At 55.9% G+C, this 12,889-nt stretch carries 17 protein-coding genes and 1 pseudogene; 7 read left to right on the top strand and 11 right to left on the bottom strand.

Going from position 1 to position 12,889, the window contains the following annotated elements:
• Window positions 1-4: 4 nt before the first annotated feature.
• Both ACOTTU_RS21190 and ACOTTU_RS21185 read right to left on the bottom strand, forming a co-directional pair.
• Window positions 5-646, bottom strand: a complete 642-nt coding sequence (locus tag ACOTTU_RS21190) for an NAD(P)-dependent oxidoreductase (RefSeq protein WP_425660932.1) — start codon at window positions 644-646, stop codon at window positions 5-7.
• A 28-nt stretch (window positions 647-674) separates the two neighbouring features.
• Window positions 675-1,544, bottom strand: coding sequence for an EamA family transporter (locus tag ACOTTU_RS21185; RefSeq protein WP_425660930.1), 870 nt, complete (start codon window positions 1,542-1,544; stop codon window positions 675-677).
• Window positions 1,545-1,624: 80 nt separating this feature from the next.
• Here ACOTTU_RS21185 and ACOTTU_RS21180 point away from each other — a divergent pair, with 80 nt between their 5' ends.
• A complete protein-coding gene (locus ACOTTU_RS21180) occupies window positions 1,625-2,113 on the top strand; it encodes a MarR family winged helix-turn-helix transcriptional regulator (protein WP_425660928.1) in 489 nt (162 codons plus the stop codon).
• Window positions 2,114-2,309: 196 nt separating this feature from the next.
• Here ACOTTU_RS21180 and ACOTTU_RS21175 read toward each other — a convergent pair whose 3' ends face one another.
• The 5 genes and pseudogenes from ACOTTU_RS21175 to ACOTTU_RS21155 all read right to left on the bottom strand — a co-directional run bounded on the left by ACOTTU_RS21175 (window position 2,310) and on the right by ACOTTU_RS21155 (window position 5,381).
• Window positions 2,310-3,293 (bottom strand): NAD(P)-dependent alcohol dehydrogenase, encoded by a 984-nt coding sequence (locus tag ACOTTU_RS21175; RefSeq protein WP_425660926.1) that lies wholly within the window; start codon window positions 3,291-3,293, stop codon window positions 2,310-2,312.
• On the bottom strand, window positions 3,290-4,204 hold the full coding sequence (locus ACOTTU_RS21170) for an SDR family oxidoreductase (RefSeq protein WP_425660924.1): 915 nt from the start codon (window positions 4,202-4,204) through the stop codon (window positions 3,290-3,292). Before ACOTTU_RS21170 ends, ACOTTU_RS21175 begins: the two co-directional genes overlap by 4 nt.
• Before the next feature lie 29 nt (window positions 4,205-4,233).
• On the bottom strand, window positions 4,234-4,788 hold the full coding sequence (locus ACOTTU_RS21165) for an NAD(P)H-dependent oxidoreductase (RefSeq protein WP_425660922.1): 555 nt from the start codon (window positions 4,786-4,788) through the stop codon (window positions 4,234-4,236).
• A gap of 59 nt (window positions 4,789-4,847) precedes the next feature.
• Complete coding sequence (locus ACOTTU_RS21160; protein WP_425660920.1) at window positions 4,848-4,976, bottom strand: hypothetical protein; 129 nt, start codon at window positions 4,974-4,976, stop codon at window positions 4,848-4,850.
• 39 nt (window positions 4,977-5,015) lie between these two features.
• A pseudogene (locus tag ACOTTU_RS21155) lies at window positions 5,016-5,381 on the bottom strand (DUF983 domain-containing protein).
• Window positions 5,382-5,494: 113 nt separating this feature from the next.
• Between ACOTTU_RS21155 and ACOTTU_RS21150 the strand changes: the two are divergent.
• Window positions 5,495-6,097: a TetR/AcrR family transcriptional regulator gene (locus tag ACOTTU_RS21150; RefSeq protein WP_425660918.1), complete on the top strand. Its 603-nt coding sequence runs from the start codon at window positions 5,495-5,497 to the stop codon at window positions 6,095-6,097.
• Here the strand turns inward: ACOTTU_RS21150 and ACOTTU_RS21145 are convergent.
• Window positions 6,081-7,010, bottom strand: a complete 930-nt coding sequence (locus ACOTTU_RS21145) for a LysR family transcriptional regulator (RefSeq protein WP_425660916.1) — start codon at window positions 7,008-7,010, stop codon at window positions 6,081-6,083. The genes ACOTTU_RS21150 and ACOTTU_RS21145 overlap by 17 nt on opposite strands.
• A 113-nt stretch (window positions 7,011-7,123) precedes the next feature.
• Between ACOTTU_RS21145 and ACOTTU_RS21140 the strand changes: the two genes are divergently transcribed.
• Genes ACOTTU_RS21140 through ACOTTU_RS21130 form a run of 3 tightly spaced genes read left to right on the top strand, consistent with a single transcriptional unit; the run spans window position 7,124 to window position 9,423 of the window.
• A complete protein-coding gene (locus tag ACOTTU_RS21140) occupies window positions 7,124-8,074 on the top strand; it encodes a glutathione S-transferase family protein (protein WP_425660914.1) in 951 nt (316 codons plus the stop codon).
• The gene (locus ACOTTU_RS21135; protein WP_425660912.1) at window positions 8,074-9,033 is read left to right on the top strand and encodes a DMT family transporter; all 960 of its coding nucleotides are present in this window, start codon (window positions 8,074-8,076) and stop codon (window positions 9,031-9,033) included. Before ACOTTU_RS21140 ends, ACOTTU_RS21135 begins: the two co-directional genes overlap by 1 nt.
• A gap of 12 nt (window positions 9,034-9,045) precedes the next feature.
• Window positions 9,046-9,423, top strand: coding sequence for a nuclear transport factor 2 family protein (locus ACOTTU_RS21130; RefSeq protein WP_425660910.1), 378 nt, complete (start codon window positions 9,046-9,048; stop codon window positions 9,421-9,423).
• A 114-nt stretch (window positions 9,424-9,537) separates the two neighbouring features.
• On the opposite strand, the gene ACOTTU_RS21125 is transcribed toward ACOTTU_RS21130, so the two are convergent.
• From ACOTTU_RS21125 to ACOTTU_RS21115, 3 genes are all read right to left on the bottom strand, one after another.
• On the bottom strand, window positions 9,538-9,720 hold the full coding sequence (locus ACOTTU_RS21125) for an anthrone oxygenase family protein (RefSeq protein WP_425660908.1): 183 nt from the start codon (window positions 9,718-9,720) through the stop codon (window positions 9,538-9,540).
• A gap of 24 nt (window positions 9,721-9,744) precedes the next feature.
• Complete coding sequence (locus ACOTTU_RS21120) at window positions 9,745-10,497, bottom strand: SDR family NAD(P)-dependent oxidoreductase (RefSeq protein WP_425660906.1); 753 nt, start codon at window positions 10,495-10,497, stop codon at window positions 9,745-9,747.
• A 419-nt stretch (window positions 10,498-10,916) separates the two neighbouring features.
• Window positions 10,917-11,789 carry a LysR family transcriptional regulator gene (locus ACOTTU_RS21115; RefSeq protein ID WP_425660904.1) on the bottom strand — a complete coding sequence of 291 codons (873 nt, stop codon included), beginning with the start codon at window positions 11,787-11,789 and terminating at the stop codon, window positions 10,917-10,919.
• 107 nt (window positions 11,790-11,896) lie between these two features.
• Between ACOTTU_RS21115 and gstA the strand changes: the two genes are divergently transcribed.
• Complete coding sequence (gene gstA, locus ACOTTU_RS21110; RefSeq protein ID WP_425660902.1) at window positions 11,897-12,505, top strand: glutathione transferase GstA; 609 nt, start codon at window positions 11,897-11,899, stop codon at window positions 12,503-12,505.
• On the top strand, window positions 12,505-12,885 hold the full coding sequence (locus tag ACOTTU_RS21105; RefSeq protein ID WP_425660900.1) for a nuclear transport factor 2 family protein: 381 nt from the start codon (window positions 12,505-12,507) through the stop codon (window positions 12,883-12,885). Before gstA ends, ACOTTU_RS21105 begins: the two co-directional genes overlap by 1 nt.
• The last annotated feature ends 4 nt before the right edge of the window (window positions 12,886-12,889 follow it).

Here is a 12,889-nt window from a genome sequence, read left to right as displayed (position 1 = left end):
CCGGTCAATACGCCACGGTGAACCGTTCTCTTCGATGCCGGGCGGTCTGCGCCTCGTCGATCATCGCGACAGCGAAGTCTTCCATCGCGATTGCAGAATTGCCGTCAGCATCGACCACAAGCGCGTCCGTGCCGATGCGGTACTGGCCCGTGCGCTCACCGGGCATCAGCATTGCGGGCGGGCACAAGTAGGTCCAATCCGCATTAGTTTCCGCGCTGAACAGTTCAAACTGGGCCTGGCATGCCTTTGCGATGGGCACGACGTCAGCCGGCAGGAAATCTGGTGCGGTCAATACTGTATGCTCACCCAAGCCAGGCACTTTCAGGCTCGCGGCACCGCCTACGATCAGCGCTCGAACGCCAGTCTGGGCGGATGCGGCCAGAATGGATTTTGTCAGTTCCACCAGTATCTTTTCCTGGCCATCCGGCGGGCGCAATGCGCTGATCGCCAAGTCGTGACCGGCCATCAGATCAGTTACCCGTTCCGTGTTGGTCACATCCGCAACCTGACCGGCCGCCGAAGGAGGCAGGGTGTCGATTTGCACCCCTTTTCTCACTACGGCCGTGACGGAGTGGTTTCTTGCCAGGGCTTCAGAGACGATACGGCTTCCGACGTCTCCGCTCGCGCCAAATACGATGATGTTCATGATCTTTCTCCTTTCAGTTTGAGGGGTATCAGGCGGGCGCTGCCAGACGTGGTTCGCGAACGGCAAGCTGGCTGATCCAGATGCCCGCCAGAACGGTGACAAATCCGAGGAATTGCAGATGGTTTAGGTGTTGATCGAGCGCCCACCACCCGAGCAGGAGGGCGGTCACAGGGCTCAGAAAGCCCAGTGTCGAAATCGCTGACGGCTCCATCCGACTGATGCCACGGAACCAGAGGACATAGGTCAGCGCAGCCCCAATCAGACCGAGATACGCGATCCCCAACGCATTTTCGGCGCTCACGGCAGGCAGTGGCGGTTCCAGCCAAAGTGACAGCGGAAGCAGCAGCAGGCCTCCGGCCGACAATTGCCACGCCGTGAACGCGAGCAGGGATACGGGGGGTTTCCACTTCCGGCTCAGTACAGTTCCTGCTGCCATCGAGACCGCACCGCCAATGCCTGCGGCTATTCCGACAACATCCAGGGAAGCGTCAGGCGTCAGAACAAGAAGCGCGACGCCAGCCATCCCAATGGCACCAGCGATGACCGACAATACGCGAATGGGTGAACCCAGTAGGGCTGAAGAAAGAAAGATGACAATCAATGGCTGAACCGCACCAACCGTTGCGGCAACCCCGCCGGGCAATCGATAGGCAGCAACAAATAACAGCGCCCAGAAGATCGAGAAATTGATGGCGCCGAGCAGCATAACTTTGCCCCACCATTCGCGGGTTGGCAGCTGGCGGACAACTAAAAGAAGCAAGAGGCCGGCGGGCAGCGCCCTCAGCATGGCAATGGTGACCGGGTAGCCATCGGGCAAAAACTCGGTGGTTACGAAATAGGTGCTGCCCCATATGGCGGGGGCCAATGCCGTCAAAATCAGATCTGTGCCGCGGGACATAACGCCCTCCTGAATTATCTTGACGTCAAGATATATATTTTTACCTTGACGTCAAGATAAATTTTCCAGACAGTCTGGCCATGGATCATATCGATAGAATTCTCGCCCAATGGCGATCCGAGCGCCCAGACCTGGAAGTCACGCCGATGGGATTGATCGGTCGCTTCAAACGAGTGATGGCCCATCTCTCTCGGGAAATGGGAGAGACCTGGGCAGAACATGGCCTGAACGCGGCGAGCTTCGATGTTCTGGCGACTCTACGGCGGTCTGGTCCGCCCTATGCGTTGTCACCGAGTGACCTGATCGCCTCCACCATGGTGACATCCGGTACGATGACGAACCGGATAGATCAGCTGGAGAAAGCCAGACTTGTCGAAAGAAAACAAAGTGATGAAGACCGTCGCAGTTTTCTCATTTCTTTAACGGACGAGGGTTTTCGCGTCATCGATGAAGCCGTCACTGCACATGTTGAAACCCAAGCAAGTTTGGTATCGGGATTGTCTGAGAAAGATCGCGAGAAACTCGATTCTTTACTTAAGATTTTCCTAAAGAATTTTGAGGCGAGATAGGCTTCTCACTTGACAAGCGTACTATTGAAAACCCCGATGCGGACGTTCATTACTGCGGCATCATGCGTTTTCGGCACGATTGGCCGCTTCTAGATTTCTGACCTTTCTGTACGCAGGGCTTGAAAGTTTAGGGGAGGATTTAGCTGCCCTACGTCATGCTCAAATGGAAGCCCACTCTTGTGAGTAGAGTACTGTTTCAAGAAAGCTGCGCTTCGACAATTCTTAAAACCAGTGAACCTTTCCGGTGCCGACCTTCTGCATGTACATGAGCTGCAGCCGCGTCGTTCATACCATAAACTGAATCGATTGCGGGTTTAACGTTACCGGCGCGTATGAGTTGCGCCAACCTCTTCAGGTCACTTGCTCTATTGGGATTGATCGCGAGGCGGATCTTCCGGTTTCGAATCGGATTGAGAAGGGCTGCCGCAATCTCGCGCAGCCCGATATTGAGAGGTAGGAACACACCACCCGGTCGCAAGAGGCGGCGCGACAGTCGCGGGGATACACTACCGACGGTATCGAGAATGACATCAAACCTGTCTTTGATCTCTCGCAGGTCAATTGCCTCGTAGTTCACGGTGGCATCGGCTCCGAGGGTCCGAACAAAATCCTGGCTGGCGGACCCAGACACGCCGGTGACATGCGCACCAAGCGCCTTCCCGATTTGTGCGGCATAGCTGCCGACACCCCCGGAGGCACCGATGATGAGAAGCCTGTGGTTTGGTTGCAATTGTGCAAATCTTTCAAGAAAGACCAATGCCGCGAGACCACCGAAGGGGAGCGCTGCGGCCTCGGGAAAAGAGAGTGCGTCGGGGATTTCGGCAACAGCCGACATCGCAGATACAGTGAGATATTCCGCGGACGCGCCCCCATTGGAGGTGATGCCGAAGACGCGCTGTCCCGGAACGAAATTGGTAACATCGGAACCCACCTCCGCAACCACCCCGGCGAACTCGCTTCCAAGGCGTTGATTGCGCGGTTGGCAAAGCCCGAACATCAGACGGGCCGGAAGTGCAGTGATGCCGGGGAATGCCGCTGCGCGGACGCGCCAGTCGCTGGTGTTCACGGCGCTTGCGTGGACGCGGATCAAGATTTCATTGGTCGACGGAACCGGGCGCGGGACGTCAGCCACTTGAACAACATCAGGTGGCCCATAGCGCTGATACGTCAGCGCTTTCACGACAAGCTGTCCGCGGCGGGCGACGTCATCGAATCGGAAACCGCTCTTTCGGAGGTTGGGGTTCTCAACTCGGCAAAGTGATCTGATACGCGCTTTTGGCCATACGCTTCGCCGACCATGTTCATGCCCAAGGCCGAAAGGAAAAAGAGAGCAGGGCCATGTGCCGTGGAAGGTGTAACAAAAGGCAGGATCTTGAGCGTAGCGCGGCGCAAGACATCCGGAAGGTGAACAATCTTCGCCGGTTTGCCGATCGCTTCGAAAGCGACTTCTGCCAATTCGTCTTGCGTCAAGACTTCCGGCCCGCCTACAGGAACGTAATCCCGCTCGTCCCTGATCGCTCCTGCGATCGCCTCTGCCAGATCCGCGCCATCAATTGGGTTGAGCTTGAGATGACCGGACCCAAAAAGATACACGCGGCCCGCTGCAGCCATGTTCAGAAAATCCCCCATGTCCGAGAAGAACCCCGATGGCGCGATCACAGTTGACTGGATGGGTGCCGCTTGCAGACGATCCACAAAGGCCTGCTTTGCCGCAACTAATGGGACATTTTGCATCTTGTGCGCGTTAAGGACGTGCACATAGGCGAACCGCTCAACATTGGCGGCCAATGCATCAGCCAGGAGGTTGGCATTGGCCTGATAATCGACATCCCAATAAGTGAGGCCATCGCGCTGACGTGTGATCCCGAGCGCTGAGATCACCAGATCAACGCCGTCCATTGCTCCGCAAAGGGTCGAAGGGTTGGTGGCCTCGCCTTCAAAGAGCTCTGTTGCGATAAGCCCGGAGGCGCGCGCAGCCTCGGACTTGCGCACCAGCGCCCGAACGTTCCAGCCCATGGACATGTATTGCTTCACGATATGGCGACCGAGATACCCGGTGGCACCCGCAACAAGAACGCTGTTGGTTTTCATCTGTTTCTCCTTTCAAAACACGCTGCACGCTATGCAGCCTTGCGCCCAAGCTGGCGCACGTCTGACAGCCACCTTGCGACCGTGCTTTCGTTTGGATGACTTGCTTCCAAAAACTGGGTGAAGCGCGTGGGTTTGATGCCGACAAAGCTGAAGATCTGGCACCGAAGCTGGTTCAGAATGGCATTGTGATAGACAAACCGAAGCAGCCAGCTCTTGGTATCTGAAGTGAGGATTACCCGAGCCGTACGTCCACTGAGCATGGGGGACGGCAGACCAAAGCTTTTCTTGCGTGTGTCGAATGTGCGTCCGGGCAGCAAAATGCGGTCAAAGAGACCCTTGAGCTTGGCTGGTATGCCGCCCCACCACATCGGCGTTGCCAGAACCAGATCGAGCACAGGCTCCAAGGGCTTAGTAGATTGATAGCCGCCATTGCCGAAATCACTGTCAAAAGCGAGGTCGCGCAGATGTGTGAGACGTACCTCATGACCTGCCTTTTGGGCGGCTTCAGCATAGGCGATCGAAAGGCTGCGGGAGAGCGATGCCTCGCCCGGATGGCCGTTGAGCACATAGACGCGTTTCGTCATTGTGAAGTCTCCTTGAAACTGCTGGTTTGATGTCGGAGCAGGGCGGTAGGGACACCTGCTCACCCATAGCCCATCAGCCGCTCGACGGATGTTGCTCCGTTTTCGACAAGCGGGTCCATTGGGCCGAAAGGGCCCGAAGAGATCTTGTTCAGCGGGATGGCCTGGTTTGGTTGATCATCGTAAGCCAATTTCGCCTCCCTAAGTGACTGCCTGTTCGGTCAATAAATTCAAAATCCATGCATGCGCTTGGCCCATTGAAAGCCAATGAGTGCGCCCTTCAGGCGCGGCAGGAGGATCAGAGAAAGCACGACAGCGAGAACCGAAAACATCGTCGCCATGAGTGCCGGATGCAAATTCCAGGCTGTGTAAGCAGGAACAAGAAACGGAATGAGAAGATGACCGACAATCAAGATCGTCAGATAGGCTGGTCCGTCATCTGCACGTTGTGGTGTCAGGTCCAGCCCGCAAGAGTCTCATTCCCTGGAAACGGCAAGATAGCCGTTGAACATCGGCCCTTTACCGCAACGGGGGCAGGCTCGTTTGAAGCCGCGCAGTGAGGCTTGCTTCGTATCTCTTTCAACTACGAGTTCCATGTGGCGTCTTCGAATCTATTATGACTGGATGGTCAGTCATGTACATCTATTATGACTGGTCGTCCAGTCAAAAATATGCCAGAACCTGAAAAACTGATAATTGAGGTAGGGAAATGCCAAAGGTCGTTGACCGCGAAGAGATGCAGCACGGGATCCTCGATGCCGCCATGCAAGTCTATGCAAAGAAGGGATATCATGCCGCAACGATCGCCGACGTGGCGGAGGCTGCGGGTCTGGGTAAAGGGACTCTTTATCTCTACTTCAAGAACAAGGAATCCATCGCGATCTCGATGGTAGAACGACACTTCAAGGGCATGGAAGACAGGTTTTTTGGGGAGAAGGTACCGGAAACGCTCGATGATTTTGCCAATGGGTTGTCTCAGACGATGAACATTCCGGACGACCATGCGAAGTTCATCCGTGTCTTCTTTGAGGTCTTTGGTCCAAGCTTTGCATCCGATACGTTCAGCGCGAAGGTCGCGGCTTTCTTTGACAAGTTAGGCAATCACTACACCGGCCAGATCAAACATCTTCAGGCGGTCGGAGAAATCCGGGAAGACGCAGACGCCAAGAAGCTCGGCCGTGTTCTGGCCAGCCTGATTGATGGAATGATTCTGCATAAGGGATTGTTCAGCATCTCGGCTGCGCGGCACAAGTCAATGCGCTCAGAAGCGATTGACATGTTCATGCGGGGACTGGTCAGCGGGGCGAAGTGATCCCGGCCTCCGTGTCCCAATAGGGTATATCGCGCCCTACGTAATCAGCGAAGAACTCGACGAAGGCCCGCACCTTTACCGGAATATGTCGGCGTTCCGGAAACACCGCATAGAGCGCTTGTTCGGGCATTGCGAAATTGGGCAGCACATGCCGAAGCCGCCCCGCCGCCAGGTACGATCCCGCAATAAAGGTCGGCAAACGGCCAATCCCCATGCCCGCAACAAGTGTCGTGCTCAGGGCGTGGCTGTTATTGACCCGAAACCTTCCCTTTGTTTTCACAGCAAACTCTCCGTCTTCGCCAATGAATTTCCACTCCAAGGGATCGCGCGAGTAGGCATAGTGCAGACAGTCGTGGCGGGTCAGGTCCTGTGGATGCAGAGGCTCACCCGCCCGATCCAGGTAATCGGGAGAAGCGACGATCACGCTGTGGATGGGCGCGAGTTTGCGCGCGATCAACGCAGAGTCGGGGAGGGTTCCCGCTCGCAGAGCCAGGTCCATGCCAGAGTCCACCAGATCGACAAACCGGTCATCCATCGACAATTCGAGGCTGATACCGGGATTGAGGCGCAAGAACTCGGGCACCGCCGGGGCCACATGCAGTTGTCCGAATGACATCGGTGCGCTGAGTTTCAGATGTCCGACGGGATCACCCTGGAGTGCGGTGACCGCATCCTCGGCCTCTTGAGCCGATCCGAGCGCTTGTACGGCATGTGCAAGATAAAGCTCTCCGGCTTCGGTCAGGGAAATGCTGCGCGTCGAACGGTGGAAAAGCTGCGCACCCAGCCGGGCTTCAAGCGTACCAATGCGTTTGCTGACTGCGGATTTTGTGATGCCCAAGCGTCGCGCAGCCGCAGCAAAGCTCCCATTCTCAGTCACTGCCACGAATACGGGAATGGCACCAATTTCAGTCAATAGCGACTCCTTAGGTAAACTTTTTCTCACCCCAATGTATCTAAATTAGCTGATTATCGATCTTTAGGAAACCATCTACATCGCATTCAGAACGGTAATAACCGGAGAGAATGATGACCAAAATGCTGATCAACGGGATATTGCGCGACAAACCCGCACAAACCGACGGACGCTTCGAACGGTTGCCCAGCAGGTTTCGCGGCTGGATCCAAACCCACGGGGACGCGGAATTTCCCGCCGAGCCCAACCGCTATCATCTCTACCTGTCCAAGGCCTGTCCATGGTGTCACGGCGTCGACCTCGTTCTGTCGATCAAAGGATTGCGGGACATGATCAGCATCACATGGATGGACCCTGTCATGTCGGAAAGCGGCTGGGTCATCGACCAGAAGGCTTTCGATCCGGCGCATGGCGTGCCGCGTAACCGATACCTCTACGAGGTCTATCAGCGTGCCGCGCCCGACTACACGGGCGCGATCACGGTGCCGGTGTTACTTGACCGCAAAAGCGGCGGGATCGTCAGCACCGAGTCCGCTGATATCATGCGCATGCTGGGACATGCGTTTTCGGATGCCGCAGGGCCCGATCTCTTGCCCAAGGACCTCCGCCAAGAAATCGACCGGCTTGCCGACCTAATCCAGAACCCTATTCGCAATGGTGTCTATCGCGCGGGCTTCGCCACCAGTCAGACAGCTTACTGCGATGCGGTCACGAAAATCTATGACACCTTGGACATTCTTGAGGACCTGCTTCGGGATCGACGATACCTCGCGGGTGATCGTCTGACTGAGGTCGATCTGAAGCTATTCCCGACATTGTTGCGGTTCGATCCTGTCTATGTGACTCACTTTAAAATCGACCGGGCGCGCATTGCTGATTACCCGGCACTCTCTCGTTACGTCGCCGAACTGGCAGCGCGCCCCGAGATCGTAGAAACCATCGACCTGCCCCATATCCGTGAACACTATTTCAGGAGCCACCGACATATCAATCCAACCGGGATCATCCCAATTGGCCCGATGTCTCTTTATGCGCTTGTAGCTCCCATGAAAGGAGTCGCATGATGCTTGGGTTCGTCCGATCCGCCTCGCCCTCCGCCCTGATCATTGCCATCGGGCTGCTCGTCGGGGTCAGCTTCACCTTATCGAAGTATGTGGCGATGTCAGATGTCCCTGCATTTCTTGCGCTATTCTGGCAAGTGGCTGTCGCCAGCGCCGCCTTGCTTGGCCTGCTTTTCGCCACGCGCATCACTCCACCCACCGCGCCGCGTTACATCGGCTACTACCTCGGAGCAGGGCTGCTTGGGGTCAGCCTGCCTGCGCTGATCGGATACGTCGTGCTGGAGCACATCACGACCGGTTTCTATTCGGCACTGGTGACACTTTCACCCATGTTCACCTTCGCGATCACAGCCATGGTGGAACGCCGGATGCTCCCACTTCATCGACTTCTGGGACTTCTGATCGGGTTCGCCGGTATCAGCCTTGCCACACTGCGCGGCTTGGACACTTCCGCGATTGAGCCAACTTGGATCTTGCTTGCATTAAGCGGACCGTTTGTTCTTGCCTCGGGAAACGTGTTCCGCAGTCGCGTTTACCCGGCGGGTGCAGACCCAATGGCGCTGGCCGCCGGGACGCTTTTTCTCCAATTGGCTCTGATCGGTGCCACGCTTCTGGTGTCAGGTCGCCTGGCAGAAATCGCAGCGCTTAAGCCAATGGTCTTCGCCGCAATCACCGGGATCGGTCTGATCACCGCAATCAGCTATGCGCTGACCTTCGAAGTCCAAAGGCGAACGGATGGTGTCGGCTTCTCTCAGGTAGGCTATTTTGCAACCCTGTCTGGTATCACCTTCGGCGCGATCGCCTTCAGAGAAGAGCTCTCATTGGCCTTCATTGCCGCGCTTCTGCTCATTTTTCTCGGACTGGCGATCACCAGCGGCCACCTGTCCCGCTCGCACTTTCGTCAAGCTGCCGGGCTGCCGCGCTTTCGAAGATGCCGCCCACGTCCCAACCCACTGCACTGAAAGGAAAGACCAATGCAATTTACAACCAAGACCTCATCCGAACATGCACCTCTCATCGCCGCGTTATACACTGCGGTGGATGCGAGGGACGCCCAAGCTGTCGTTGATCACGTAACAGACGACGTTCGGTTTCAATTGGGTAATTTCGACCCGCTCACAGGTCGCGATGCCGTCAAAGAAAGCAATGCCGCGTTCTTTGCAACGATCAATGCGATGCGCCATTCGATCAGCGGCATTTGGTCCAGCGGTGATACCGCGATCTGCGACGGCACGGTGCACTACACCCGATTGGACCTGTCAGAGCACGAAGTTCCCTTTGCCGCACATCTTGATCTTCGCGACGGGAAGATTGCCGATTACCGCGTTTTTGTTGATATTTCAGGGCTATAGGGATGCCGAGATTTCGCCAAGTAATCCAACGCCGTATTATCGATCGTAGTCAGTGAATGTACCCCAGGCGGTGCAGCTGGTTTCTCATCAATCCTCCTGCACCTGCCTTTGGTTTCAAAGCTGCGACATCCCGACGAGCGGCAGAAATGCTGAGACGGCGCAAGCGGCCGTCCGAACAGAGTTCCAGAACGTCCAGCGGGGAAGATAGGTGGTAGTCCAGTAGTCCTGCGCCGAATCCGCCGACACGTCCATGTCCGCAAGAGCCTTATTCATGGGAACATTGCATATCGCGGTCACGCCAACGGGCGGCAGGGAGTAGCTTCAATGGAGTGAGTGTCCAGCAACGTGGCCTCCGTCGATATTAATGACAGTGCCCGTCATAAAGTCACTTTCGGCGAGCATCAGCGCGGCGCTTGCAATTTCGCTCGGTTCGCCGATCCGGGAGAGAAGGTGCAGACCACTAAGACTGTCGTCATCCTCAATTCCATTGCGTGCGTGCATGGGCGATCTGATAATGCCAGGGGCGATGGTGTTGAACCGAATGTTCTCAGGACCAAATTCGGCGGCGAGTTGGCCGGTTAAAGCGTGTATAGCGCCCTTGCTGCTGATCGGGGCCGTGGCAGGGACACCGCCGACGGCGTGATCAACTAGTACCGTGCCAACATTGATGACCAATCCACCACCCGCACTACGAAAATGTGGAATAACTTCCTGAGTTAGGAAGAATGTCCCCTTGAGATTAATGTTTAGAAACCGGTCGAGATGGTCTTCATCGACATCGAGAAATGGGCGCGGCTCGAACACGCCAGCGTTGTTCACCAGGACGTCGACACGACCAAATTGATCAACTGAAACACCCACAATCTTCTCTCTGTCCTGCTGATGCGTGACATCAGCGACCACAGCAAGTGTCCGATCAAGCTCACCAATCTCGGCCACTGTCACTCTGAGTTTTTCCGAGTCCGTACCGGACACGACGACGTTATAGCCGCCTTCAACAAACGCCTTAGCAACTGCCTTGCCAAGTCCTCCGGAGGCACCGGTTACGATAGCGGTTTTGACATGTTCTGACATGATATTCTCCTAGTTCGTTCTTGGATTGGGTTCGCATTCTGTGCATCTTCGGAGTGGTTTGCACTCCGAGAGCTACGTTGATCTTGGATGTGGTAAAGACCGCCAGTACTAAGTTTCTGATTGGTCTGTCTGAAACAGTCTCTTTATGGGTGCTTTTATTGAACCAGCGCCCTGTTCGTGTGAGAGTTGCATCGCTCGCTCCTTTCTGAGTTCCATGATGAAGATCAGATAGCGAAGATGGTGAGCAATTGATAATATCGAGTTTTCACGATTATGATCTGATAATCAGATCGTATTAGATTAGGCCGCTGACTTTGATCAACAAGTTGCTCTCGACGCGATTGTTGCTACAGGAACCTTCAGCGGGGGCGCCGAAACGTGACTGGCCAACTGCGGAAGATGCTCTGCGTCACAAACGATTAGTCCGCCAATCTTGTCCAAATGCTCGACATGACCTGCCCCATAGGCTGATCCCGTCGTCTTATTGCAAATATCTCGGTGTGCCGCGGCGGATAGCCTTCGACAGTCAGGGGAACAAACTCGCCTGTCGCCAGTTCTTGCTCCATCAGGTGCTCAGGTATACCACCCCAGCCCAGTCCGGCCTTTATGATCGATTTTTTTGCTTGAAAATCGGAAACGGTCCAGCGCTGCCCGCCTGAGAGCAAGTCCCGGCTTTGATCGAAGTCCGGCCCACCTGTGCCGGACACAATGACTTGAGTATAAGCTTGCATTTCTCGTCTTGGCCGTACTCCTGACCGCTTTGCCGCCGGAAAGTCCGGGCTTGCAACTGGCCGGATTGTGATGGAGCCCACCGGCAAAGTTTCAACCTCGTCTATCGGCACCCCCTGCAATCCAGCGACAATCAGGTCAGCATCACCATCCATGAGCCGCGCCAGAGGGCCGCCCATCATCTCGGTTGAGACCCGAATGTGGGTTCCTGGAAAGCGTCGTCCGACCTCACCCAGAACGTTCAGGATTGGGTCCAGGGACATTGTCGCTGTCATTGCGATGAAAATCATGGGCTCTTGTTCGCTGCGCAGCCCTGCGGCCACGGATTTCAGCCCCTGCATCTGCTCCAGGACCCGCGTTGTCTCGCGAAAGAACACTTCGCCTTCGGGCGTCAGGCAGGGCCTGTAAGCATCACGGGAGAACAGATCAAATCCAAGTTCCGCCTCCAGCTTCCGAATTTGGTGACTGACGGCAGACTGCGCCTTGTTCAACCGTTCAGCCGCAGCGCGGAACGTTCCGGCAGCAACAATGGCGTCGAGTGCAACAAGCTGGTCCAGGGTCATCGGCGCATCATATGATCTTTTTTTTAGATCATAATCATGAAAACTCGATATTATCAATTGCTGCTCATGGCTGCTACCTCAGTGCCGCAATCAAAAAGGAGCGTGTTATGAAACTCTACTACAAACCCGGAGCCTGCTCGCTTGCCAGCCACATCATGCTGCACGAAGTAGGGGTAAATTTTGAGATCGAAGCGGTCGACACCGCCGCCAAAAAAACCGAAAGCGGGCGCGACTACCGCGAAATCAATGCGAATGGCTATGTCCCGTCGCTGGAAACGGATGGCGGCGAGAACCTCAATGAAGGCGTCGCGATCCTGCAATATATCGCGGACAACAATGCGGAACACGCCTACTCACCCGCGCCCGGTAGTGTTGAGCGTGCACGACTGCAGCAATTCCTGAACTATGCTGCAGCCGAATTGCACAAAGCCTGGGGGCCGCTCTTTGCCGACAACGCGACTGACGCGGAAAAAGAAGCGGCCGCAACAAAGGTGAAGCAAAAGTTCGACTATCTGGAGAAGGTACTGTCAGATGGCCGTGATTTCCTGGTCGCCAATCAGTTTTCGGTCGCGGATGCCTATACCTTCGTTTTGGTCTTCTGGGCCAACTTCAAGGCGATTGACCTCGGCGGCTGGCCCAAGCTTTCGGACTACGTTGCGCGGATTGCGGGGCGTCCCGCCACCAAGGCCGCCTTGGCTGCAGAGGGGCTTGCGTGATGACCAAGCAAGATCACGTAGAAATTCAGGGCCTGATGGGGCGCTATTTCGATGGCCTCTATCATTCCGATAGCACAGTTCTGCGCACAGTGTTTCACGACGACCTCGCCTATGTGAATGGGACCTCCGGCACATATGAACATATGGGGCTGGAGGCCTACATGGCACGCATCGATGCGCGCACACCGCCAGCCTCACGCGGCGACCCCCGGGAGGAGGTGATCGAACGGATCACGCTCAAGGGGGATCGCATCGGCATTGTCGAAGCACGCATGACCATGATGGGCCGCAACTATCAGGACCTGCTGACGCTCATCAACACAGACGATGGATGGCGGGTTCTGACCAAGATCTTCTCATTCGTCGAGAGAAAGGACTGACACC

Origin of the sequence: Roseobacter sp. EG26 (assembly GCF_049830555.1) — a bacterium.
Lineage (GTDB): Bacteria > Pseudomonadota > Alphaproteobacteria > Rhodobacterales > Rhodobacteraceae > Roseobacter.
This window is presented reverse-complemented; position numbering and strand designations above follow the sequence as displayed.

Coding starts and splice junctions, on each gene's coding strand:
- ACOTTU_RS21190 (WP_425660932.1), bottom strand. CDS start 646: ATGAACATCATCGTATTTGGCGCGAGCGGAGACGTCGGAAGCCGTATC.
- ACOTTU_RS21185 (WP_425660930.1), bottom strand. CDS start 1,544: ATGTCCCGCGGCACAGATCTGATTTTGACGGCATTGGCCCCCGCCATA.
- ACOTTU_RS21180 (WP_425660928.1), top strand. CDS start 1,625: ATGGATCATATCGATAGAATTCTCGCCCAATGGCGATCCGAGCGCCCA.
- ACOTTU_RS21170 (WP_425660924.1), bottom strand. CDS start 4,204: ATGAAAACCAACAGCGTTCTTGTTGCGGGTGCCACCGGGTATCTCGGT.
- ACOTTU_RS21165 (WP_425660922.1), bottom strand. CDS start 4,788: ATGACGAAACGCGTCTATGTGCTCAACGGCCATCCGGGCGAGGCATCG.
- ACOTTU_RS21150 (WP_425660918.1), top strand. CDS start 5,495: ATGCCAAAGGTCGTTGACCGCGAAGAGATGCAGCACGGGATCCTCGAT.
- ACOTTU_RS21140 (WP_425660914.1), top strand. CDS start 7,124: ATGACCAAAATGCTGATCAACGGGATATTGCGCGACAAACCCGCACAA.
- ACOTTU_RS21135 (WP_425660912.1), top strand. CDS start 8,074: ATGCTTGGGTTCGTCCGATCCGCCTCGCCCTCCGCCCTGATCATTGCC.
- ACOTTU_RS21130 (WP_425660910.1), top strand. CDS start 9,046: ATGCAATTTACAACCAAGACCTCATCCGAACATGCACCTCTCATCGCC.
- ACOTTU_RS21120 (WP_425660906.1), bottom strand. CDS start 10,497: ATGTCAGAACATGTCAAAACCGCTATCGTAACCGGTGCCTCCGGAGGA.
- ACOTTU_RS21115 (WP_425660904.1), bottom strand. CDS start 11,789: ATGACCCTGGACCAGCTTGTTGCACTCGACGCCATTGTTGCTGCCGGA.
- gstA (WP_425660902.1), top strand. CDS start 11,897: ATGAAACTCTACTACAAACCCGGAGCCTGCTCGCTTGCCAGCCACATC.
- ACOTTU_RS21105 (WP_425660900.1), top strand. CDS start 12,505: ATGACCAAGCAAGATCACGTAGAAATTCAGGGCCTGATGGGGCGCTAT.